Consider the following 25907-nt stretch of genomic DNA (forward strand, 5'->3'; position numbering starts at 1 on the left):
AATGGTGGTTTCCACCGCCGGAACGGCGGTGCCGTTGAACCGGAATACACGTATTTATGATTTCCACCGGCCGGACTGGTGATTTCCAGTTCACCGGATTTGCGCTTTCAGCGCACCGGAATATTCAACTGTCCTGTTCGTATAAACAAATCCATCTGTATGTTCCCTTAGGGAATCTCTCTATATCTGAAAAACTTGTGTCGCGCAACATGATATGTGGGTGATCTAACAATTCATCATTATAAAGATAAATAGTTGCTTTTGAAGCTGGATCATCCTCTGAAGGAGCCAAAAACAGAAACTGTTTTTTAAACATAGTAAAGAAAAGCACACCATCAATAATCTGCTGATCTACGGTAATCTCATCATATGATTCCAGAATCTCTTTTACCGTCATCTTTTCATCCAAAACTATGTTCACGCTTATTCTGTGCCGCGGCAGCAACCGCTTCTTTTGGTGGAACTGTGAATCTATCACCTAATACTTTCTGGACGTATTCGGCGGCATCATGCGCAGATTCCACATTTACAGCATTCGTAAGACTATCAACCGCATTTGAAAGTCGATCATGAAATGTCGTCATGTATGAACTACTACTGTCCTTCATCTTCCTAAAGACGTCTGTATACGGTGTGACCGGAAGATTCCTTTTTATAGACCATATACGATTCCAATTACCGTCATATGTATACGTGAATTGGTCCAAAATAGCTTTCATCGTTTTCTGTAATGAAAGTAGATCATCGTTCCCTTCACTAGTAGATTGCGCAGAGAAACAATCACATGCAAGAAGAGTTAATCCAATACTCGGTGGTACCTCATGATCATTTGTTGAACCAGAATATTTTTCATTTCTCCATTTTTTAATAAAGCAGACGATTCTGCGAAGCTGGTCGTTTCCATTAATCTTTCCGCACAGATAATCATTCAATCCATCTGGATCAGCTAATTCCCAAGAATAATCGGAACCGTATTCTTTTCCTCTGGCGAGATAGACATTGGAACTGTCTTCTGCGTAGAGCGGAAGATCTATATGTAACCACTCTTCTCCGTTTTCAAAATATGAAGCTCTAACGCAAGGTTCCTTAATTGATACTGATCTCGAAGAAATATTAATAGAATCTCTTAAGTAACCCTTAACCTTCCGTGGATCTGAATTATTTGAAGTACTTAACGGAATCATTACAGCAACATCACGATCCACAACATCATCTTTAATCGTAGTGTTATACTTATAGCTACCCTGATCAATCATCCGAATATCGCTCTTGGTAATAGTGATGCCATAATTCTCAAGAATGCCAGGAAGGTTGGACTCGATATCTCTCTGCAACTTTTCTCTTTTTTCTCTCAAGGCATGCGTTTCTTTATCTATCCGTATATCTTTATAAAAATCAGCAAACTCCTGTTTTAATTTCATGGTATCTATCCTCTTAATTGACAAGTACTTTTGCCATCTCTAATAATTTTGAAAACTGCTTTTTGAATTCATCTAAATTCGTATCAGGCCCCCAACTAATTCGTATTGAATCCTCAATTTGCTCGACAGAAATTTTCATGGCTTTCAACACATAGCTCGGTTCATAACTCTTTGAAGTACATGCCGATCCATTAGATATGCTGCAATATTCCTTTGTTGAAAGCATTAACGCTTCCGAAGAAACTCCTTGAAGGCAAAGGTTAACCGTTGAATCTAAGCAATGCTTTTGGTCTCCATTGAACGAATAAGTAAGCCCTGATTCTTTCAAAATAGCAAGTAATGCAGTCTTTACCGCCTTTGTTTTTATAGAGTTATTCTTGTATTCATCTGCTGCAATTTCACAAGCCTTGCCACAACCGCCAACTAATGCAACCGGAATTGTTCCGGGACGAATACCGTGTTCTTGCTGTCCTCCGTACATAATAGCCTTGACAGGCGGCAGTTTATATCCGGTACGTCTTAAAACAAGCACTCCAACGCCTTGTGGTCCTCTTAATTTGTGAGCACTGAATGAGAGCATGTTGTACTTTGCATTCCGTAACTCCTGCACAAGTTTTCCACAACTTTGCGTTGCATCAATGTGGAACAGAATATCTCTTTTTCCTAATTCAAGGCCCAGTTCCTCAATTGGCTGAATAATACCTGTCTCGTTGTTAACATGCATTACGCTTACAAGAAGCGTATTGTCACGAACCTTCTCTACAATCTTCTCCACACTTACTCGACCAGTAGGCTCCGGATCAATGATATCGATTTCAAATCCCCTTCTTACCATTGATTTTGCAGTTTCAAGAATTGCCTTATGCTCTATAGAAGTAGTGATAATGTGATTCTTTCCGCTCTTCAGCGCATATTCCTCTAAGCCTTGAATTGCAATATTATTACTCTCTGTGGCTCCACTTGTAAAAAACACTTCAGAGGATGAAATGCCTAATAAACCAGCAACATCTTTCCTAGCATTTTCAACTATTACTCTGGCTTGATCACCATGATCATGTGTACGGCTATCTGCATTTCCAATGTGATTTTTATATATATCTATCATCGTAGCTAATACGCGTGAATCAATTGGCGCAGATGCATTGTAATCCAGATAAATACTCATACTTGTTCCCTCACAGCCAGATTGATTAAGTCCTCAATACTTTTAATAAAACCTGTTCCGCACAAATATGAGATACCTCTTTCCAAATTTAGGCGGAAATACTTTGAAACAGTATCATCATCTGTTGGCAATCCCATGTTTATGCACCACGACTTAATCAATGCCTCATAGATTTCGTAATAGTCTCCGCCAAAAGTGAACCAAGACATTTCCAGATTGCTATCATTAACAATAGGGATATCCGTGGGTACCGTCTTTTCTGCGAGAGAATATATCAAAGCCCATCTGCATAATATATTCCAGTTTTTAATGCCAGTCTTTCCTTTTAGTCTGGCAAGTTGATCTTTTGCCTGTTGCGATAGGCGAACTTGTTTAATAATCATTTTCCTTGAAAATACCCCTTTATAATTGTCGTGCTCTGAGTTTCTTCATCGTACTCAAGTGTAAACTCATCACCCACATAATCTTTCATCAAGCCATAATAATAGCTATCAATTTCAGAATCTGTAGAAAGAATTATTGTCTGGTCACTCGCCTTTGGAAAATACGTTGTGACTAATGACTTTCTGTGCATCGAGTCCAATCGTGACAAAGGTGTATCGATGATCACGGGGAGTTTTTTTGCAGAACAGATAGCCAATGCCCACAAGATTGCAATAACCATTAATTGCTTCTCACCAGCCGATAATGACTCTTTTGCCACGAAATTCCCTTGTTTATCTATGTAACTTAGGCCAAGCGACTGAGGATCCACTTTGATTTGGCTAATGAGATTTTTCTTATTTGCCAGCTTTTTATAGCAATCTGTAATTGTTTCTCCAAGAGCGCCGGTTTTTCTTTTCTGAAGCTCAACAGAGAATTTATCAATAATTTGAAGTGCAATATTTGAGTACTTTAGTTGTCTTTTAGCATCGTCTGTCAACTCTGCAGCCGCTAAGTATCTTTCAACTATACGATTGTATTCAGATGTCTTAATTGCTAATTTAGATTCAAGCTCAGCTCTCTTTTGATCAAGCGATGTTTTTTTGACCTGCATTTCTACAAGAATATTTTCTTGTTTCTTAATCTCAGATAGTTTTGCATTAAGTTCTTTCTCATTAATGTCCAATGAAAGATAACTATCTACTTCGTCCAGCTGATGTTTTAAAAGACGTTTCCTTTCCAACACATCAATGGCTTGTTTCTTTTTTAGGGATAGTAAATCTTCTGCCAAAGAATTTGCTTGGAACAACGCATGGTCAGACAGTTTATAAACTGGAGTGGTTTGACTTTCAAAAGCATGTTCCTTTACATAATCAACGAACTCTTGATTTGCAGAAACATCTTCAGCGTGTAACTTGTTATACTCACATAACAAAGTTTCAAGCTGGCCAAAGGCTTGCTGCATAATCAAATCGTCATGCTCATCTTCCGCTGTCAATTTAATATCTCTAATAAGTTTTTCGACCAATAACAAGGGCAGCTCACCAGATGCAAGCTCAATTAATGTACTATTGTTCTGTTCTAGTTCCGCAGTTAACTCCGCTCTTTTTTGAACAAGAGATTGTCGTTGTTTAAGAGCATTTCCACCTTTGACCGCATATTCTTGATGAAGAAGTTCTATTTGATCTATTTGGCCGGTTATTAGCTCGATTAGTTCTTCAACCTCTTTTTTTCTCTCTGTTAGTTTCGCAGTCAACATTTCTTGCTCTGCTTTGCATTCTTTCAATTCAGCAGGTACATCTTCTCCCTGGATGTTTTTTTCTGTTCTTCTCACACTTCGAAGCAAATCGTTTTTGAGAACATCTAAAACCGTGATACCCAACATTGCACGAATGGACTCTTTCATTTGTGCATCAGTATCATCTACGGCTAGTTCCGCTATTTTTTCTCCATCAAAGAAGTAAAAACTTGACAATGCACTTGGAAGAATATTTTCAACAAACATCTGCCAATTCTTAGTCAAAAACGAATTGATCTTCCCGTTCTGCTTAACACTTAAGGTTTCACTGGTTCTTTTGGATAGCGCATTCCATTCTCGTCTTATCAAATATTCTTCCGAACCACGTTCATTCAGGATAAAATCAAGTTCAATATAACAGCGCTGAGTCCAGCTGTTTTTATTTACGTAAGATCTAAGATACTGACCATATGTTTTAAACTTGCTTTCTTTATAAGCTTTAGAGTTCTCGCCATACAATGCCAAGAGAATTGCTTCGAGAAATGTCGTTTTTCCTCGCCCATTCATGCCACCTATTAAAACCACCGGCAAAGTATAAGAAAACTCAAAAGTGTTTTCTCCTTCATATACGCCGAAATTGTTCATGGTTAGTCTTTTAATAATCATTCAGTTTCACCTTCAGCATCTTCATCATTTTCGTCTGCGCCGGCAGGAATGTAGTCCAAAAATTTTTCGTTATAACGTCCACCCATTTCTTTCTTTCGAGTCATCTTCTCAATATAGTAGTTCTGAGCGTCGTTCTCATTTTTGTAGAATGTCTGAGTAATTACACTCTCTATCGAATCAATAATTCCTTTCCTTTGATTAAGCCCGGTAGCATGGTTTTCGATATCGATCATTCTGTACATCATCTCAAAAGCCAGTTCTTCATCTGCATAGTTCTCATTGCATACAGATTTGAGAATATTCCACTCATCTCTGCCAAAGTTTTCTTCATGGATCCAGCTAGGATCCTCAAAGGGTATCCCAAATACTTCTTCATAAATCAATGGGAGAGCGTCATCGAACTCGTGCTTTTCAAGCACCCAAATTCTTCTTATCGCCTGCAATTCCTCTTTGCGTATCAACTCAATACGGTGAAATTCCTCAGGCCCAGAAAGTCTTATATTTTTTTGTATTTCTAATAATCTTCTAAGCCATTGTTCACGTACTTCCTTCTTATACGGTCCATGAAAAAGCCTTCCGTAATTCCCTTGTAAATCGCCATGCATTCTTCTGAAGCTACGCCTTTCACGATCCCCTTTTTCATCTCCAAATTCATTGCGGAATTCAAGCAACGGGGTCATCCATTCCTTTTCATCATCATTTGCAATCATGGCCTCCATCGACTTATCCTTCTCAACCATTGTACAAACCCAGCAGCCGAATCTACTTTTGCCACAAGAAGGGAGAGTATCATCTACCATTAATGGGCATTCATTATCTGCTGTTGCACCCCGATACATAGTTAGTAAATCCATATTGGAATATCCCCATGGATTTTTGTACTGCATCAGGAAGACCCAAACGTCATCATCTGACCATGATTCAAGTGGAGAAAACACTAATTCATTCGCTAATGTGGGATTTGGGCTTAATAATTCTCTAACCCTTTTCTTTTCAAGATTTGCCATAGTACGAGCACGTCTGGAGCTTTCTTGCTTTCTTGTACCTAATACCAAGATTATTTCTCCATGTTCAACGATCTTACTTTTTATGAATGTATTAACTGGCTGTATTTTCAAACGATCTGTACACCAGCGATACTTTCTCCGGGGAAATGGATAACCACGACCGATGAGATTAACCCAAAAAGTATTATTATAATCCGGTATTAATCTCTCTGGAATAAAGGGGAGCATCTTTGCTGTAGCGGCTTCTTTCATAGCTTCCAGAGACTTTTCAACCCATTTAGAAACTACTGGGGATTCGACCAAAGTATCCGTATTCATAATATGAATAGGCTTTGTTCTTTGATATGCAGGAAGATCCTCTATAGCCATCCACACTAATTGAACAGTTGCTGTACTATCTTTTCCACCTGAATAGCCAATCATCCAAGGAATATTATCAGATAGATAAAGATTTTGAATTGTCTTGATCAATCCTTTTATATTTTCAGTGTTTATGTTACTCATGCAAATATCTCCTAGAGTTCTATCATTTTCTGTAGTTGTTCTTCTGCAAAAGCTTCATCTGTAGAAAACGGAAGGCTTATGGCTTTTTTAATCACGTTTCCAATTAATATTGCAGCTCTCTTGTTTGTGATAATTCTTCCGTTTTGATTGATTGCTCTCATGTACCAAGTATTTGCATCTCTGCTCCAATTAATGGCTTCCAGCCTTGTCAAAGACTGTTGCATATTAATATCTTGATTTTGATAAAAAAACGCACCAATTCTTCCAAGCGCTTGTATTACTATGCCTTGAGTAGCAATATACTTTTCTCGCAAATCCTTTTTTGTGACTTCTTTATGCGCTAAATCAGACCATGGCACCATATGCCTGGTAACTGAAGACCAAAACTCAAAAAGAAATGCTTCTGCGTTTTCGTCAGTTCTATTCCCTAAGATTGTCTTATTTGCAGAATAAAACGTATTAAGAGTAAATAAACTAGAAGAGAATTTTCCGAGAATATCTTTTTCTTTATCCGTGTATGTATTAAGAAAGTCGATCCTCTTTATAGCATTCCTTGTGATCACAGCAATTTGATCCCTGGAATCATATAGCTCTGAAATAGAATTCGAGGTTTTTACTGCATTTTTATTTAAATCAGTAAATATCTGTTGGCTACGCTCTAATCCTATATCCGCATAAAAGACAATTGATATCGTTTCGTCACCTAAAGAAGCATCCTCTTTCAAAGCTTCTATAATAGCTGCCTTCCTATGTTGTCCATCATTAATCAAAAATTTGGCGTCCATTGATATTTCAAGGACACCAATACTAGCATCTTCAGACAACGGAATATATCTAAAAGCACCATCAATCGAGGACGCAAGTGCAGAGAAGACATAGGAATCACGATTATCAAGTATATACTTGGTAATAATTGGTATTCTTGACTCATTTAGTTTTCGCTGGGCTCGATATTCCGGCGAGACATATTCTTCTTCTGGCGGAAAGAGTCGTGACAACATTTTCAGCGGAACCATTGCTATGTAATACTCTCTAGTTGCTTGTGATCCCTTTACTACTGGAAACTTATATACAAAGTCCATTATTCATCTCCATAAGCGCAAACAAGATATACTTAAGTATGTGCTACTTAAGTATATCTTGTCCTGGTTAAAAAGTCAAACTAATCCTGTTTTGGGGATGGGTAAATCGAGTGTTAGCTCATTCAAATTGCGCTATGAAAACTTAAGTTTTATACGAGATTCCAAACCTTCCTTTCTTATCCAGTCAAGTACTATTTCATCCAAATCATTGATAGTTGCTTGTCCTGCATTCATCTTTGTTAAGAACGATATGATACCATCATCCAGATTGAGGCTCTGAATTAAAGTTTTTGCTTCACTTAATGCATCTTTTAGATTGCTTAGTTTATCCTTATCATCTCCCCATATTTCAGCTGAATTAATATTTGACAAACATTTGCTTACTCTTTCTGTGTCGATTGCATTAATAGCTTTTAGTGTACTTGTTGTTGTAGAAGTAATTATCGTGAAATGCGAACTCCACTCTTTCCTTATGGCATTTTGTGTATTTTTTAAAGCTGTCTGTGCTGATGCCAAAAGATCCTTATCAGCAAAGCCCGACTTCGTCACCTCTTGTGCAGCTACCAACATACCATTTATTTGAGTTTTAGTGTCTGGACTGACAATAAAGCCAAGCTCTTTGTCTGCATAGTATACAGTATCAATTGCTTGATGCATTTCTTTTACAAACGCCTGATATTTTAGATCTGTCGCTTCTTGTAGAGCTTTGTTCGCTTTTATCGATTCTAAGCGGCGAAGCTCCTTCAGCTCTTCGATTTTTCGATTCAATAAATCAACTATCATGGTTCACCTCACCGCAAACTGATAACTTTATTCAGATCCGACTCAATAGATTCTGATTCCGATCTATATTGATTATCAGTCCCTAAGTTTTCGCCAATAACACCAAGTGCATTTTTTCTTACTGCAATACGCTGATCCAGCTTCTCAACATCCCCATCTAGTGTCTTTAGAAGATCAATAAGTGGCTGCATCGTCGAAATCGGATCCCCTGCAAATGTCATCAGGATATTCAGCACATCACCTTCAGGTAATATTAGTCCGACATCATTAATAGCTTTTGTAATTTGCTTGACACCTTTTTTTACTGCATCTGTTGAAGCAACTGCAATGTTAATCTGGGTTGAGTTAATTTCTCCATAAAAACTCTTTGCAGTATCAACAAGTTCAATAATATCGTCTTCTTCTATTTCATCGCTATCAAAGTGATCATATATTATTTGGACCACATCTCTCGCCTTATCAACTTCTGCCCTTGAAACATCTTTAATACGATCAGATATATCCTTTAAATAATTGAAAACATCACGACGAAGCTTTACAGGATCTTGAAGCTGCATTGTTTCTTCAGCTATTTCTAACCTGTTAGTTTTCACTCTTCTGACCATCCTTGACAATTCTGGCTCATCTAAAACAACAACTGTCGAACCGGAACCTTGAGTAATGTTGAAGTACTGCCTGATTGTCTCTTTATTCCTTGTATCCGCTCCATTCCTGGTAATAAGTGAAACTAATCCATTCCATTCCTTGCTATGGCAATTGTTAGCCTTAGTACTTGTGGTTGATTCAAATAAATACTTTGTAGATAAGTTTTTTAGGCTATGCTCTCTAAACTCTCCACAGAGAATCAGTCTATACATCTCTGCAGCAATGGCAGCTTCAATATATGGTGTTTTTGATTCTTCGACTCTATCACTTACTGCTTTAACAACACTATCTTTAATTTTTGACGCCCACGATGTCACCAAAAAAGCATCGAGATCTGAATCTGGATAATTCCAACTCTGATTTCCAAACTCTCTCCACCTAATAAATGCACTTATAACATTCATTGATTCCCAAGAAGCAGGCATTTGATAAAAGCCCGATCCTTTTGTTTGTCTTTCTAGGCAGAGTAGTTTTTTGGAAGATTTCACTTTGTTTATATTGTCGTCAGAAATCCCTTCAACTTGCCAATTAATAGTCGAGAATAAGAATGAGCACATATCCTCTAAAACAGCTTTTCTTATGAGTCCCGTAACACCTCCTGTAGCGGAGTAATCAATTTCTTTTCCGTTACTCCATTCGGTTAAAATAGCATTGGCTTTGCTGACCCTTTCTTGAACTGCAACCGGAACAGTAGGTACATCCGTTGTAACTTCCGGATTATCTTGCTCGTCTCCTGGATGATTACCTTCTTGATTTGGATCAGGTTCCTTCACTTCACTGAATTTGAGAGTTGGAAGCCCTAATTCTGTAAGAATTGATTCAGGAACACCTGAAACATACGTGATATCTTTTTTGGAGTACTGTTCTGGTTGTCCATTACCCCAGATGCAAAGAATCTTAAGTAAACGATCTGCTAAAGCATCATCCTTTATCTGGTTATGAATCCCATAGCTTAAGGTGGTATTCACATTTACCAAGTTATACTTCACACTCGGGAAATTTTCGGAATTATTGATTATGTCATTTACAACAGGTTCAATTATATCTCGAATGATATATCGAGGAGTTTGATGTCCTTTCGTCAGCCCATAGTTATATAAATACTTAATGCTATTCTTTGTGAATGGGTATAAACACAGTTTTTTGCCGAATCCGATTGATACAAATTCCCATCCGGATCCTTGTTTCACTTCATGTACAGGATAGTCTGCAGGATTAGCATGATTACTTAGCCATGTATTAACAACATCTTCTGTTAATGACATTGTATTTACATATCTGCCAACAAACTCAAATAATTCATTGTCGTCAAAAACATCACTGGGGATATATACATACTGTGTAATTCTATCTTTGTGATTATCACGGAAGTTATTCTGCAGATAATTGCTCGTCGTTCCTACAATTGAAGAGATACGGCAAAGATTATCTGTTGCATTCATTCCTGTATGCTCAACAATTAACGCATCCAAAAGAGCATCATCAACACCCGTAAACGATGTAACGTCTTCAATAAACAGCGTCAAGTTCTTCTCAAGGCGATACAATTCTTTCCTGATATCTTGGAATATTTGCCTAAAATCGCCAGGTTCAATTCCTGCACACCGTTGAATAACATCATTTACAAATTGGTTCAAATATGAGGCAAGAACACTAGCAGACTCTGCACCAGTTTCGTCAGCCATAAATTCTCTTGCCATTTTTTCAGCTTTAGGATCAGCCCCAGCTCGATGAATATCCTCGAATAGATCTGCAGAAACATAAAAGTCTCCCGGAAGGAATTGTGCTATCGTATCACGGTCAACAAGAGTATGTTCAGCGATCTTTGAATACATCCGTTCAATCGGACCTTTCTCTGACATTAAATGATCATGAACAACTTCATTGTTTAAAAAAGCTTCTAATCTCTTCCGTTTGACATTTGTTATCTTAATCGGATGACTATCATCGTCATTATGCAACTCAATTATGAAATTATGATAGAGCATGTCTTTGAGTTTATTCTCATCAACAAAGACAGATGCCTTAACTAACCGCTCATAGATTTCTCTATTTGCAATTCCTTTGACTTCTGGTTTCTCTAACAACTGTCGAATTGTTCCCTTTAAAGTGTTGTCGCTTCTACGAATAAATAAAACAACTTCATTATCAGGCTTTACTTGTTCGAACTTTGCTTCAAACCACCGAATCAAATGAGACTTTCCAGTACCACTCTGTCCATAAACAGCAATAAACTGATGCTGGTTGTTCGGATTAAATACATATTGATCAAACACTTCTTCTTCTGAATAGTTTTTTCCACCTGACGGAAGGATGTCAAACTTATTAAGAAGATGCAATCTATTAATAGCGACATGCGTTGCAAGGAAATCACCTTGTGAAGCAGTAATCGAGTCGGGTTTCACAACATATGAAATCCGATCTCTAGCAATATTTATGTCCATAAAGGTGCCTCCTATTTACTAATGGTAATGTTTGTTACAGTTCCTGTAATCGCATGTGCTTTTAACGGATATAAATTCCATATATCTTCTTGATCCAATATGTGCTCTAATTTGATGCAACCGGAATCATGAAGAGCACGAAGTCCATTGGATACGCCGTAGTTAATCTTTCGATTCGATGGATTCGTATCAATAACAATGTTGCAATAGGGACGTAAGCGCTCGATAAACTCTCCGAAAGAATAACGCTTTTTCTTTTCAAAGCCCGCGTTATTAATTAAATCCTTAAGAAATACATCCGTATTTGGTATTAAAAACATGTCTTGAAGATAGCCAAATCCCAAAAACGACACCCAGAATCTCCAGGCACGCATTGCCATAGCATCTACAGGTCTTCCTATCAGCTGACTCATCTGAGGTGCCATCGCAGCAACATTTTTCTCGCCACTAAGGACTTGATTACCTAAACTATAATAAGCAGAAGTAACTTGATAAAACAGTCCATTTTTAAATTGCTCAAGCTGTCCGTTGATGTATTTCCTCATAGTTTCAATCGACTTTATGACATCCGGATTAACCGCAAGTGAAATCATATTGTCAGAAATTGAGATTAGTTTTAATTCTTCAGCTGCATTCCTATAATCCGCATAATATGAAGACCCATTGTGCAGGAATTCTGGCTCCATTCTCTCCTTTAAATCAGAACTAGAAATTGGCCTCTTTTCGACAATTTTGCAAAGTGTAAATACCCTTTCAGGTATTGCAGGTGTTGCCATTCGATCATTAAACATACTGACCACCTTCTTTCGAGCATATTACATTTATAGGCATTACGGGTCCGTCAATTAAATCTGTAAATACCTTATTAAGTGATTCGAAGTATACGTTCTCTTTAATAATGTGAATCAAGCGGATAAATGATTTGTTAGAAAGATACTGTCTCACCATTTTTAACTGATTATAGACATCTCCTTCCTCGCCGCTATATACAATTGCGACTAAACCTGAGACGTAATAGTAGCACGACTTCGACATAAGATCTCTTAATTCGCTGCAATCAATTACCAACAAACTGTTTCCAGAATGGCTGGCAGATGTCCCCTCGTTCAGCTTTAGATCCGATTCTGTTATTAGAACAGACAGTCTTTTCTTCTGAAGCTCTTCTATCAAAGACACTCTTTGTTTTTCATCCGCATAAACTACCATTTCATAAGCCGGCCCGAATAGCGCCAGCTGATCCATTGCGAGTTGCTTCACAGGTTGTGTAACTGGCCTTTTTAGTGAGAATTCATAAAAATCGCCTTCTATTGCCTCGTCGTGGGCATCACAACCAGCGCAGAACTCTGATACCTTATCGTATGTTTCATAGAACATTTCTGACCAGCAAGACTTCCCGCTTTGTGAGATAGCTTTTTTTATTTGTTTAAAAGCTTCATTGTAGTAATCCCATTCTTGAGTACGAACAGATTCAATTTTTTGTTGCAGAACACTATCATTCGTTCTAAGCAAATCATCATTTATGCTTACCACAAAGATGTAATTATCGTTTTGTGGTAATACTTCCATAATGCTGATCATGTTATATCTTCTTAAAAGAAGAAGAACATAAATGTTCCAGTTCATATCTGTATCTGAAACCGGAGCATCATCAAATTCATCAACAACATTGTATTTAGGCTTAATTGATGTATTTATGTTTGTATAATTACCAATGCGAATCGAGAGAGGACTATTATACATGCTATCCCATCGTCCTATTATTTTTTCCGTTGTCAAAACTTTTTTATTGATCCGGTTAAATGTAATAGTTGTATCTTCCGGACAGATGCACATAACACTTAAACATGGAAGTTTATCTCTTCCACCACGTCCCAACTCTTGATAATAGGCATTCGGATTCTGAGGGATATACATATGGAGTACAGTTCGTACGTCACTTTTATCCACCCCGACGCCAAACGCGGAAGTTGCGATCATAATTTCAAACTGATCATTGACCCATTCATCAATTAATTGTTCGCGTTTCGTAGATGAAGTTAAACCTGTAAATGTCCTTATATTGTTAATTCCGTTTTCCGAAAGATATGATTTAATGTCCTCGGCATCAGAAGGTCTGGTTACATAAACAATCATTGGATGAGGTAGTTTCTCAACCAGTTCAAGCATTTTTCTTTTCTTATCAGTGAAAGACTTTGCTTTGATCAACATATAACGCGGTTCATGCCGAAGGGCATCACAGCGGATCTCTATCCATTTATCATCTGTAGCAAAAAAATCTTTCAAAATATCTATACAGCTACGTTCATATGTTGCAGATAAGAGAAGTGTTCTGAGCCCAGGATTAGTCATCATAAGTTTCCTGCGCCATGATTCTAAACATTGATAATCAACTCGAAACGATGCTCCCCAATCAACTACAATATGGGCCTCATCAATGATAATATTCTTCAAATATCGTTGTTGATTAGCAGTCTTTATGGCATCAGCGAATCTTTGATTCTTTATAAGAGCTTCCGGAGAAATGAATAGTAACCTTGCTGTCTTATTCTTTATTGCATTAATAATCGGCGAAGCCTCTACACCACTGCTATAGTGAAAAATCTCTTCGTCAGCATTCTGGGTATGAATGATTTCTTTTGCTACGCGAACCTGATCCAACGCCAATGAAACAGTCGGAACTATTGCGACTGTTAGCCCAGTGCTTTGATATGCCAAAGTTTGAGTTATTAAGCTTTTCCCCCCACCTGTAGGTAGAGAAACCAGTGTCGTATATCCATCAGGTGTATTCAACGCACCATAAACAGCCAATTTCTGGTTCATTGTTTTAAACTTTGAAAACCCAGTTATTGAATAAACAAGAGGGTCTGTCAACAAATCATACCCTTTATCAATCAGTCTCGAAGCATGATATCCTTCCAGATAAACCTGCTTTACGAAGGTCTCATTTACATATGCAGGAAGTTGGTAACTAGCAAAGTACTTTCCAGAATATTCATCTTTGTTAATCGAAAATGCATTATTAGGAGAAATAACAATCTCATCAAGATGAATGCTTGTCCTAAACACCAAAAGAAAATCTCGTAAAGCAATCAGAAAATCGTTATAGAATTTATGATGCTTTTCATACAAATCAAAAATGTATTTTAACCTTTTGATTGTTCGCATCTTAAATCTATCTTGTGATGAATAATCGATATCAACATCAACCGTAAGATCTTCTCTTCTTTTATTGAGATATTCTTCAACTTGTTTTACAAGAGTATTCTCATCCATTGTTTACTTTCACCATCCAAACAAATGCAGCAGAATCAAGGCTTATTCTGGGGCGTCTAATTGCCTCAAGGATAATCTCTTGTTCCCTTTTCAACTTATCAATCTGTTCATCGTCAATTCCATAAAACTCACCGTTTGCAACCCGAGCAGAGAGTGTTCTTTCCATCTCTTCTTTTGCACCTCGAATATTTGACCGATGCTTAAACTGTTCAAAAGCTTTTTCATATGCAGCTTTTCTTGATGATTCTATTAACTCAATCCAATTTTCTTCTGGGTATTGCTTTTTGAACCAATCAATGTTTGTTCCTGTTATTATGTCTTTCAAATACCTCGCTTCTCTACTGCGTTTACCCAAATGGATGGTTCGTTCTTTTTTAAATCCGGAATTTATTATTTGTAGATATTCGCGGCTGATACTAGAATCACTGTGTGACTCCTTGTTATCAATGCTTATGGGAATAATAACCTGTTCTGACATCAAATAGCTTCTATATGGGCTTAAAGCATAAATTGATACTCCTTTGTCTAAAAGATATGATTCATCTGGCATTAAAGACCATGTAAAAATCAATCCTTTCCAGTTTATTCCCGCAGGAGTTACAAATGCACTCGAACATCCTTTGCAGGAATTCATTGCATTATTAACTATACAATCAAAGATCTCATCTCCTGGAGCAAAGAAATGAAGATAATCATTTTCAATTGCCACTTTCCGAATAAAAGTACCTCTAATTGATCGATCTTGGTTCTTAATGGATTTACTCTTGTTATATGCTTCCTGCACTCCGTTGAGGAATTTGTTTTGCTCACTACTTAAATAGTCATCCCATCTGGGCGGAATCAGCTGAGAGTTTATTGCTGACTTAGGTGAGAATGAAGCAGCAGTATATGTTAATACCCCGGCTTTATTACTGAACCCTCTAAAACCTGCAAGGCTTGCCCAGTTTGTCATCGTATCAGCAAAAAGCTCATTTTCATTTTGTGCATAGTAGTCCGTCAAGCGTTTAAGCTCAGCGTACATAGGGCGAAATATAAAACTCGCAGCATCATAGTTCTGTTCTTTGCGAACCGTCTCTCTCATATCGTCTGCAAGCTTTATTATTGTTGGGATTCTATCAAATAGCCCAAACTTAAAATCGCTCTTTACGGCAGAGAGAATCTCCTGATTAATATCTTTCATGATTATCTCCATACCGCTTAATGACTGGTTGAAAATCTTCAGGCCTTTATTCCAAAAGCTAAATAGTGCCTCTTCAAAGGTTCCCTCAGTATGTACGACAACGGAATTGACCACAGGGCGGGACAAATCTCTTTCTAAACGGTCCAAACGGCCGATTCGTTGTTCGATAACATTTGCATCCCAGGGCAAATCTATATGGACTATATAATCAGCACACTGGAAGTTACGACCTTCACCTCCGGCATAATCACAAAGCATGATCCTACATGCTTTTTCATTTTGGAATCTAAAAGCATTCAGCTCTATTTCTTCCACAGACATATCTGCACCGAAAAAGCTTAATTCTTCTTCACCAAAGACCTCCCTTAAAGCATTTCGATAAGCACTAAAGGTCTCTGCATAATTTGTGAAAAGTACAATTTTTTCCTCGTACAGTTCTTCATAAAGAAGGTTGATCACTGACATTATTCGTGTCGAATAATACTCTTCAAATTTATCTGGATCATCTAAAATATCAGTGATATTGTCCAATATTTCATTTTCAAACTGCTCCCAGTTCTCAGCATTAGTTTGTATCCTTAAATCTTCTATTTCCGTCTTCTTGACAAGCTTTTTCAAAACAGCATTAAAAGCCCATGGAGAGCTAAAGAAAGCTCCCATAAGCGGACGAACAACTGTATCTATATCCACTTGTTGGCCACCTCTGTTTAGCCAGTCTGTTAATAACTGATAGCAATAAGATTCATATGTATTTTTTTCTTCATTCAGCTCATATTTTACAGACGTCAATTCTCGCGTTGGAAGAAGCCTTTCACCGCTATCACTATTCTCTAGTATTTTTCTCCTGTTTCTAATAATGCTATTCTCGATTTGATAATTACTGCAGATATAAGAAATCAGGACTTTAGTTTTGTAAATTCCCAAATCAGGATCTTCATATTTAATTTCTTCGAGTAGTTGGTCTAACTTCGGATCATTTAAGCTATCACAGATATCTTCTAAATCATCTTGGATTTCATCAAATAACTCTTCACAATCCTCTGAATCATGCGGATCATTATTATCCGCCAAAACATTTTGATATTCTTCCTCAAAGTCACTTAGGTCATCTAAAACCAAAGCTGTTTTTTGGATAATCCGCCCTTGCTTTTCAATCAAATCACCAAATCTATCGATACTATAAACGTCATATTTTTCTGGCTGTAACAGTCTTAACAAATCCAGATATTCTTCTTTTCTTTGTTGGACAGGCGTTGCGCTTAATAATAAGATGTTCTTTGCGTTTGAACTTATACTGTGTAAGAACCTGTAATAATCCTTAATCTGAAGATAGCGATGCACTTCATCTATAATCACAAAATCCCAACTGGCTTTGCAATCTGCGTTAGATAATTCAGAGATGCTCTTAACAATTACGCTATTATTGTTTTTTCCGCTTCCCAGCGGAATATTGAATTTTAATAACAACTCTGATTTCCACTGCTCTTTTAAGGTTTCCGGAACAATAATTAGCGCCTTTTGATTGGCACGACTCTGCATGAAAATCTTCATTACGGAGACAGCTTCTATAGTCTTACCCATACCCACTTCATCAGCCAGCATGTATCTGCAGGGAGATTCTTGAAGGCATCGCATTATTGTGTTGATCTGATGCGGAAGTAAATAAATCTTTGAGCCTGCTAACTCCTTAAACCCGTACATAGAATTATCAAGGATATTCATACTCCTTGAAACAACCGCATGGCCTAAAAACCAATACGGGTTTTGAAGTTCATAATTCTTAAGCTGAACAGAGGGATCAACTTTACCATTTGTCAGTGAGGCAATGATTTCCTTCTCTGATACGCGAAAAACTTCTTTGCTTTGAATATCCTGCACATAATAGTAATAGTATCCGTCATTGCCCTTCTTTCCGGCTGTTATCTGACAGACTCTGCCCGCATATACTACTTCAGTCCCCACAAACAAACCGCAACGGACGACTGAATCCTGTGGAAACTCTATTACTCCTTTGGGAAGGTCTGAAAAGAACATACGATAATTAAACGGATCATGAACTTTCACCGTGACCGTTCTTTTAAACTCATCTGTTCTTACCACTTGCCCGCACACAAAGACTCTAGGGTCCGTTGTGTTTTCTCTATCTGCTGGACATCTAACATACATTCTTTCGCCAAGCATAATTACCCCTCTTTAATTTGTCTCAGCATAATATGCCGCACAATATTCGTGGTTTGCACAATACTGACACCAAAGATCTGGTTCTTTCGAATACCCATTTTTCTTCAATGAATCCTCCGAGAAAACCTCTTTTAGTTTTTCTTCTGAAACATCCGGAAATTTATCTGCTAAAATGTTCTTCCTAAAAGTTCTTGGGTCTGAAAGCTGTTTGTGTATAAATAGTTCCCTAATCATCATATATTTCCGCTCTTCATTCTTGAGGATAGGGAAGCTCTTTTGTTTGCCATTTATTATTCGGCTTCGAATATTACTTATGGCATCCATCCTATTAACATTCTGTACATATGGGAAATACCGCTTTAATTCATCAAAAGCTTCATTCAACTTTTCAATTAGAATCGTCTCGCTTATCGGAACACCTTGAAGTTCTTCTTTAACCTGATTTTCAAGTAGAACTTCCAAATACTTCATCAACAAGAAATCATCTCTATATACTGTTGTATTCTCAATTAATGACTCAAGTAAAAACCGATATTTACAGATCTTAAAGCGATAATAATCATATTCATCAAACTTTCCGAGGCTTTTCAAGCTGACACTAATTTCAGGTAGGCTTTCTAAATACTTCCCTGTTTTTTTGTCTTCATGCTTTACCCGTTTTGCCCCTAACGTTTTAAGAAGATAATATGGTTCTCGTTCTTTATCTCCATCACGTTTAACATAGCTTAATTTAAACTTTGCTCGATTAAATTCTAATCCATATAATAGAGCATACCGTTTAAAATTCTTATACTCTTTTCTTGACCTGACAAATGCCTGGTATTTCCAATCAACAGGTTCTTGAGCGACCTCAAAGAAATCTCCATCTAACGGCCATGGGAAGTTAGACCTATTAACCGAATCAATATCTTCATCTGTAAGGCACGCAAAGTGGTATACAGTGTTTTTATTCTCAGCTAGACTTCGAATTATATCGCCATCGATTTGCTCGAAATTTCTGATTATCCAGTTCGCGCTCTTCCCGGGTTTTGTCTCCTGGACAAGGTATATCGACATAGTCGCCTTTAGGCACTCAAAGGAAGCGGATGCATCAATGCTTTCGACTTCTTCTAATCTGACCAACACGCGCCTAATAATGTCTGAGAATTCTTCACCTAAATCTCGACCAATTAATACATCGTCCTGCAAATAACGTTTCAGCTTCTTATAAAACTCTTTAAAGTTATGTGGCCGTTTTTCAAAATCCTCATAGAAATATGCCGATAGTTCGTCTAGATCTTGAAGCGCAGATTCCAATAAATCCAGATCATCATTTGATACGGTATAGTAAGAAATATGGCTTACATACTCTTTCTTCGTAGGATCAGTTAGGTGCTTTTTGTTTTTTCGAACCCTTCTTATTCTGCTAGTCATCCCATCTATCGAGGTACAACCTTCGAACAATGCAGCGACGCTTTCAAAAATGGATGACAATTGACCCAAATGATTTTCTTTCAGAATGCCCGCATCCAAACATTCTTTAATATCATTTATATCTGTAATTACCAGTTCATTCTTTGCAGAATCCCACATGTTGGCCACAGCAATAAAGAAGTGTCCGAGTGGATAGTTTAAGAATTGTCTTTCTCCAAACTGTTCAGGGAAGTATATTTTCAAGATATTATTTGCCGAACTATCAGCAGCATATATTTGTTCGCTCATATTTCCCATCGGATTCATAGAATCTGTTTTTTCAGCCTTAGCAAATATATCTGCAACATAATTTGCAAACTCAGTAGTATTATCAAATTCAGTGATCTCAAAAGAGTTACCGAAATTTAGACTGTCAATATCTCCATTTATAAGCTTTCCAAGATTATCTGCCAGCAGATTCCCTTGAAAGCTTACTGGATACTCCATGTTGGGGCGAAATTCTGCTCCGTCAAATTCAACTATAGGGCAATCAAAAGTTGAGTATATGTCTATCCATGTTTGATAGGCATTTTTGTATTGCGGCTGATAGTTGAATAAAAGGATAACCCTTTTGCTTTCTGCAATCTTTTCAATTGCTCTTAACATAATGGGAGAGAATTGATGCACCCCATGTATAACAATTCGATCACTTTGAATTTTACTTAAGTCAATTTCATTGCCAGCGTATTCTGCCGCTTTTGCCATCGCCGAAGAGATCGACTTATCTATTTCCTCAATACTATGCTTTTCATCAATAGTAAAATCGGAAATTACGCCTGAATTACTAATAATCCTATATATTTCAACGATAAATCTCTGCTCAGGAGTCAGCTTTTCCTCTACTACGTCCTGCAAGTTTATGTTCAACTCAAACATAATCCTGAGGCTTTCGAAAATGTCTTCACGATTGAAAAGGAAAGCGCTGGCCATGTTTAGTTGTAAGCTACCGTTGAGCAAAGTGGATATATTGTGCGAAATAATGTTGTCTATATCTGTATGCTGCTTAACTGCACAAGCTGTACTTGTCCAATATTCATACAGTGCTTCAATTAGATTTTGAACCGTTGTAACACGTCCCTGCTGGAAGTCACTTTTATAGACATATTTCAAACCATTTGCCAGAGTTTGAGATACACAAAAGTATGGACATGTCTTTATTTCATTCCAGTATGGTTCCGATTCCATTCTGTATGGATCTTTATACGTATATATGACTATTGACATATCAACCCTCCAGCAGTGTCTTCCAACTGATTCTTGTGTTGCGATCAAGATTATTAATCCACACGCAATTTCTTATAGCTCTCGTTAAAGCCACATATAAAATTCTTGATTCTTCAGCTATCTGTTCATTAACTTCGAGCATCTCATCATAGTAAGAGTTCTTTTCTCTGACTTTATTGTCAAATGTCACTGTGTAAGACAACTTTGATTCCGAATAATTAGCATCAAGTTTTACTTTTTTGATATCACTTATATCATCATCTGTATAAGGCAGAATAACTGTCCCATACTCAAGGCCTTTCGAACCATGAATAGTAGTGCACAAGAACTGAATATCCTCATCATCAACACTTATTTCTCTAGCAAGCTGTTGTTGACGCGTCAGGATATTAATCTTTAAATACTCTGCTATTTGGTTTAAAGTCAGTGACTCTATGCGTGAGTATTTAATAATGCGTTCAAGTAAGTATTCATAATTAGCCATGTAGTATCTTTGCCCATCTGGATTCCTGCTGTAGTGCTTCCACGGTTCAAGAGCATCATATAACTGCTTAAGCACATACAAAACTGGCTGAGTATATGCCTCATCAACAATTTTTTGCCATGATTTCCCCATCCTCACAGAGAAGAATTCATCTAAGATTCGGGATAAATCTGTTTTGATTATTTCGCTATCAGCACTTCGATAATACTGATAATCCAAAGATAGACTCACATAGTTAGACTCTATAAAATTCACTAAGTGAATTGAAGAATCATTATTGCAAAGTGCAAGTACTAACTTGTAAAGATCCTGCGTTGACTCAAGCTGAAAGAGATCTCCTCCAGAACGAGTATCTATCCTAATGCCCTTTTTGCGGCCAGCTTCAACAAGTTTCTCAACCTGCCAGTTACTACGCACCAATACAGCGATCGTTCTTTCTGCTCTGCTTAGTTTTTTCTGTTTAAGTTGCTGTCTAAGTAAAGACTCTTGCTTCAGTAAAATTCCTATAAAAGCATCAAATAAAGTGTCTTCCTCTTTTCCATGGCAAGGAATCATCACAAATAATTCGTTATCGTCAATATCTGTATTGACATTGCTTGTTAATTGATCTTCTGCAGAATATGGTAGATAATCTTGGGCACCCATTCCTTGAAAAACATCATCATATAATTCGAGAAGTCTTCCGTCCGTACGATAATTAATATTCAAATGAAACACTTGCCAATCATATAGACAATCAGCTTGTAACTGTTTAAATGCACTTAAACGAGCACCGCGGAAACGATAAATACTTTGTTTTAAGTCTCCTACAACAAATAGCCTGCACTCAGAATTCATTGCTTTTTGAAGCTTCTGAAAAACACGAATTTGAACGTCATCAGTATCCTGAAACTCGTCAATGAATAGGTAACGAATCTTCAGATCCTCAAGCTTTCCAGCCCGATTTTTCAGAATCTCATTAAGAAGAATAATGCACTCCTTCAAGTCAATATCATTATTCAGATGAACTGAATCCATGTACTCTTTTTCTGAAGGAACAATTACTTTTTCAATTATCTGGTTAAAATATGGCAGAGAGTTTTCTACCGGAACCCCCATCTCAGAAGTCCTTATTTCATTTAAATTGATGCTTTTGTTTAGCAGTTTATCTGCAATTCCAATTATCTTTTTCTTTAAGTCATATACTGGAACAGGAATCTCATTTGCAAAATTCTCATTCTCTTCTTCCATTTCAGCAAGAAATTGACTGAGATACAAATCATAAATCTTGCTGCGAAGATATTCATTAGAGGCTATTCTGAACTTTGTACCAAGTCCTGTGTATAGAGATGATTTCCTTATAATATCTAGAGCAAAACTATGTATGGTTGAAATATGTGCCCGATCCGTATCTTCAATGAACTTTAAATAACGTGGATCTCCAGTAAGGATGAAATAGTTCACAAACATTTGCTTTAACCGAGCCTTCATATTGTTGGCAGCATCATTTGTGAATGTAACTAGCGCAATTTCTTCTTCAAGATTTGAGATCGAATCTGTTTTCTTGTTGCAAAGATAAGCAACTCTGGAAACCATTGAAAAAGTCTTACCTGTTCCTGCTCCTGCTTCAACAAGGACATTTTCTGATGTTGAAGCATGTTCAACAGAATACTGCTGAGCATTGAAAGAAGTCACAGAAGCCAACTTTAAAAGAATCTGCTTTTCATCAACACCGCATTCTCCTTCAATGATTGAAATTGATTTGATACAGATTTCATCTAATTTAGGGACATAATAAAGTTCAAGATTAAATGCCCTCACAAAATTATCATTACCACTTAAGCCGTCATGATATCCAAGTTCTAACGAGTTACCTTGTGGGTCTATGTTTTTCTTCTTAAAGGCCTGGTTAAAAGCTGCAATAAGGTTCTTATATGAATCAAACTCTTTAATAAAGAGAATTCTTTTGACTCCAGCAAAATACTCATTGATAATGATCTCGATATCATTTCCATCAATCGAGTCTAAGTGAGTAGAGAGTATGGAGTACATACTCTTTTGGTAAATCGGCTGTTTGTCTTCTTCAAGATTAGCTTCCCAATCTCGACGAAGTTTAAGTACTAATTCTTTTGTTAATTCTGCATGCGGAATTATCTTTGAAGCATTATATGCATCAAAGATTTTCTTTAAGAGTTGTTCCTGATTATCTAAGTCTTCTTTAAAAATTGTAAATTTCTCTTCGGAAACGATATCTAATCGTTTGTTCTTATACTCAGCCTCCGAAATGAACGGATAGCAGACCATGTCAAATACCAAAGGACTCACATTATGCTTCTCGACTATCTTATTGAGGAGCGCAAAACGATAAGCTCTGGCCTGCTTTTTAGGTGAACGCTGAGGCTTATCATAGCCTTCAACAACTATCTCATCGATTCCGTTGACACAAATCTTATCACTTTGCCAACCTTTCACCTCTATTACTAGGACTCCATAGTTTTCCATAAACAAACAAAAGTCAAATTCTCTTCCATTGACTTCGCGGTTATGGTAGACAATTGTATCATTCGGCAAATATGATTCTAAACATGACCATAGTTTAGCCTCTCCATGTAAATTAGGCTTATGATCAATCATCTTAGCCATATTCAAAATCCCTCCTGATAATCTAATTTCGCATAAAACATCAACATGGACTCTTTTCCAAATAATAATTACTTAGAAAAAGAGTTATTAATAAAGACAAATAGCAAATATGTCAAAACCCCATTTTTATTATACTGATCTAGCTGTACGTTTTTTGGTACTGTCAATCGAATCAGGATAGATCTCCATGATGTCCTCAACGTTGCAATCCATATTCAGGCAGATCTTCTCAAGTACATCCACCATGACGTTGCCACCGTTCTGAAGCTTATTCAAAGTTCCCTGGCTGATGCCGGTAATTTCCTTAAAATCTTTCTTCTTCATGTCGCGATCAATCAATAATTTGAACAACTTCTTGTAAGAAGCTGCCATAACATATACCTCTCATTATGAGTCCCAATAATGGATACAAAACCACTTGTAACACACTATACCATAAAGTCATCGAGATTTCATCTGTTTTGTCGTGTTCATGACTATTTTTTATCTTCCAAACATTTGTTTTTCTTGTTTTTGGTAAGAATTGATCAAAGACGAGAAAATGAGATCAAAATTCAAGGCGAGAGTAACTGTGCGAGCAGTGTCTGTGTCCAGACAAACGCTCCGCGTGCTCGTTGGGGAAGCACCCCAATCCCTTTTGTTGATATCACCGGTAGGATCGGCGATGAGCTGAGCGGCGATGCCACTTTAATCGAGTAGGAGGCGGTCGTTAGACCGCCGACCTCTCACAACAAACACACCACCGTGCGTACCGTTCGGTACACGGCGGTTCAACCAACTTAACAAGTGACACACCTTGTGGCGTAGTAGTCTAACATGGAGATTAGCCCGAAATCGGCTAATCTCTTGTTGCTTATTGCTATGTGTACATCTCCGCAATGAGCGGGCTTTGCATATCCATGCAGGTATGCAGTTTTCCACGCTGACCATACCGGTACGCCGAGTTTGATAAGGTTCTTTGCTCTATTCTTCGGTGTTTTCCAGTATTTCCAAATACACATTCGCAGGCGATATCTGATTTGTCCGTCCAATTTCTTGCACTGTCGCTTCATGCTCCCAATTTTGAAATAGTTAATCCATCCTCGGGTTAGTTGATTAAGCTTCTGCACCTTATAGGCGTTGCTTACTCCCCAGCTCCTGCATGTCAGTTTCTTCATCTGTGCTTTGAACTTCGCCACCGCTTTGGTGTGCGGTCTGGCTTTGTACCCTTTGGCAAATGAGTCAAAGTAAAATCCAAATCCGAAATACTTGATGCCTTTCGGCTTATCGACCTTGCTCTTTTCCACATTTACTTTCAATCCAAGCTTTTCTTCAATAAAACGAGTCACACTCTTCATTACCCGTTCTTCCGCCTGCTTGCTTCCGACCATTATTATGAGGTCATCGGCATACCGGACGAAATTCAACCCTCTTGCTTCCAGTTCTTTATCCAGCTCGTTCAGCATGATGTTGTCTAACAGCGGTGATATATTTCCGCCCTGCGGTGTTCCGACAATCGTATCTCCATACTCATCATCAATCATCACTCCGCTGACAAGGAACTTCCTCACCACCGATATGACATCTCCGTCCTTAATCGTCCGCCCGAAGATTGTCATCAGCTTGTCATGGTCTACTGTGTCAAAGAACTTAGCAAGGTCGATATCCACTATCTAGCTATGTCCGTCATTCATCATTTCCAATGCTCTAAGGACTGCCTGCTGTGCACATCTGTCGGGTCTGAACCCGTAGCTGTGGTCATGAAACTGCTCCTCAAATATCGGAGTGAGCACCTGTGCCACCGCCTGTTGTACAAAACAGTCAACTACTGTTGGCACTCCAAGGTTTCTAACACCGCCGTCTGGTTTGGGTATCTCCACCCTGCGGACAGGTTGCGGCTTATACTTTCTCGTCCGCAATGTTAAATATATTTTTAAATTCCATTTGTGTAAGACTAACTTCCACATTGCTGAATTTACTCCTGCACAACTATATAATGAACATATGGTCACCTGTCTGCGCAATGAGGAGGTTTTTATGAGTAAAGATATCAAAAGTGACCACAAGCATCTGACACTGTCAGACCGTATCTACATCGAACAGGCTCTGATTCGCGGAGACAATTTCAGGATGAT

Annotated in this window: 17 protein-coding genes; all 17 read right to left on the reverse strand. The window is 37.7% G+C overall.

The window, feature by feature from the left end; genetic code table 11:
• Nucleotides 1–124 precede the first annotated feature (124 nt).
• Complete coding sequence (locus FYJ64_RS10860) at nucleotides 125–409, reverse strand: hypothetical protein (RefSeq protein WP_154575151.1); 285 nt, start codon at nucleotides 407–409, stop codon at nucleotides 125–127.
• Nucleotides 402–1421, reverse strand: coding sequence for a cyclic GMP-AMP synthase DncV-like nucleotidyltransferase (locus FYJ64_RS10865; protein ID WP_154575152.1), 1020 nt, complete (start codon nucleotides 1419–1421; stop codon nucleotides 402–404). Before FYJ64_RS10865 ends, FYJ64_RS10860 begins: the two co-directional genes overlap by 8 nt.
• Before the next feature lie 13 nt (nucleotides 1422–1434).
• Nucleotides 1435–2586, reverse strand: coding sequence for a cysteine desulfurase family protein (locus FYJ64_RS10870; protein WP_154575153.1), 1152 nt, complete (start codon nucleotides 2584–2586; stop codon nucleotides 1435–1437).
• On the reverse strand, nucleotides 2583–2969 hold the full coding sequence (gene dndE / locus FYJ64_RS10875; protein ID WP_154575154.1) for a DNA sulfur modification protein DndE: 387 nt from the start codon (nucleotides 2967–2969) through the stop codon (nucleotides 2583–2585). The genes FYJ64_RS10870 and dndE overlap by 4 nt, the downstream gene beginning before the upstream one ends.
• Nucleotides 2966–4912, reverse strand: coding sequence for a DNA sulfur modification protein DndD (gene dndD / locus FYJ64_RS10880; protein WP_154575155.1), 1947 nt, complete (start codon nucleotides 4910–4912; stop codon nucleotides 2966–2968). The genes dndE and dndD overlap by 4 nt, the downstream gene beginning before the upstream one ends.
• Nucleotides 4909–6423 carry a DNA phosphorothioation system sulfurtransferase DndC gene (gene dndC, locus FYJ64_RS10885; protein ID WP_154575156.1) on the reverse strand — a complete coding sequence of 505 codons (1515 nt, stop codon included), beginning with the start codon at nucleotides 6421–6423 and terminating at the stop codon, nucleotides 4909–4911. The genes dndD and dndC overlap by 4 nt, the downstream gene beginning before the upstream one ends.
• Nucleotides 6424–6434: 11 nt before the next feature.
• Nucleotides 6435–7505, reverse strand: coding sequence for a DNA sulfur modification protein DndB (gene dndB, locus FYJ64_RS10890; protein ID WP_154575157.1), 1071 nt, complete (start codon nucleotides 7503–7505; stop codon nucleotides 6435–6437).
• Between the two features lie 132 nt (nucleotides 7506–7637).
• A complete protein-coding gene (locus FYJ64_RS10895) occupies nucleotides 7638–8288 on the reverse strand; it encodes a hypothetical protein (RefSeq protein WP_154575158.1) in 651 nt (216 codons plus the stop codon).
• An 8-nt stretch (nucleotides 8289–8296) separates the two neighbouring features.
• The gene (locus FYJ64_RS10900; protein WP_154575159.1) at nucleotides 8297–11377 is read right to left on the reverse strand and encodes an ATP-binding protein; all 3081 of its coding nucleotides are present in this window, start codon (nucleotides 11375–11377) and stop codon (nucleotides 8297–8299) included.
• A gap of 11 nt (nucleotides 11378–11388) precedes the next feature.
• Nucleotides 11389–12168 carry a hypothetical protein gene (locus FYJ64_RS10905; RefSeq protein WP_154575160.1) on the reverse strand — a complete coding sequence of 260 codons (780 nt, stop codon included), beginning with the start codon at nucleotides 12166–12168 and terminating at the stop codon, nucleotides 11389–11391.
• Complete coding sequence (locus FYJ64_RS10910) at nucleotides 12161–14650, reverse strand: DEAD/DEAH box helicase (RefSeq protein WP_154575161.1); 2490 nt, start codon at nucleotides 14648–14650, stop codon at nucleotides 12161–12163. The genes FYJ64_RS10905 and FYJ64_RS10910 overlap by 8 nt, the downstream gene beginning before the upstream one ends.
• The gene (locus tag FYJ64_RS10915; protein WP_154575162.1) at nucleotides 14643–18011 is read right to left on the reverse strand and encodes an SNF2-related protein; all 3369 of its coding nucleotides are present in this window, start codon (nucleotides 18009–18011) and stop codon (nucleotides 14643–14645) included. The genes FYJ64_RS10910 and FYJ64_RS10915 overlap by 8 nt, the downstream gene beginning before the upstream one ends.
• A 12-nt stretch (nucleotides 18012–18023) precedes the next feature.
• On the reverse strand, nucleotides 18024–20687 hold the full coding sequence (locus tag FYJ64_RS10920) for a hypothetical protein (protein ID WP_154575163.1): 2664 nt from the start codon (nucleotides 20685–20687) through the stop codon (nucleotides 18024–18026).
• Between the two features lies 1 nt (nucleotide 20688).
• Nucleotides 20689–23793, reverse strand: a complete 3105-nt coding sequence (locus FYJ64_RS10925; protein ID WP_154575164.1) for a UvrD-helicase domain-containing protein — start codon at nucleotides 23791–23793, stop codon at nucleotides 20689–20691.
• 129 nt (nucleotides 23794–23922) lie between these two features.
• On the reverse strand, nucleotides 23923–24165 hold the full coding sequence (locus FYJ64_RS10930; protein WP_154575165.1) for a helix-turn-helix domain-containing protein: 243 nt from the start codon (nucleotides 24163–24165) through the stop codon (nucleotides 23923–23925).
• A 407-nt stretch (nucleotides 24166–24572) separates the two neighbouring features.
• Nucleotides 24573–25442: a reverse transcriptase domain-containing protein gene (locus FYJ64_RS10935; protein ID WP_407928808.1), complete on the reverse strand. Its 870-nt coding sequence runs from the start codon at nucleotides 25440–25442 to the stop codon at nucleotides 24573–24575.
• 3 nt (nucleotides 25443–25445) lie between these two features.
• Nucleotides 25446–25739 (reverse strand): RNA-dependent RNA polymerase family protein, encoded by a 294-nt coding sequence (locus FYJ64_RS11850; RefSeq protein ID WP_407928809.1) that lies wholly within the window; start codon nucleotides 25737–25739, stop codon nucleotides 25446–25448.
• Nucleotides 25740–25907 lie beyond the last annotated feature (168 nt).

This window comes from Hornefia butyriciproducens (assembly GCF_009695915.1).
Lineage (GTDB): Bacteria > Bacillota > Clostridia > Peptostreptococcales > Anaerovoracaceae > Aminicella > Aminicella butyriciproducens.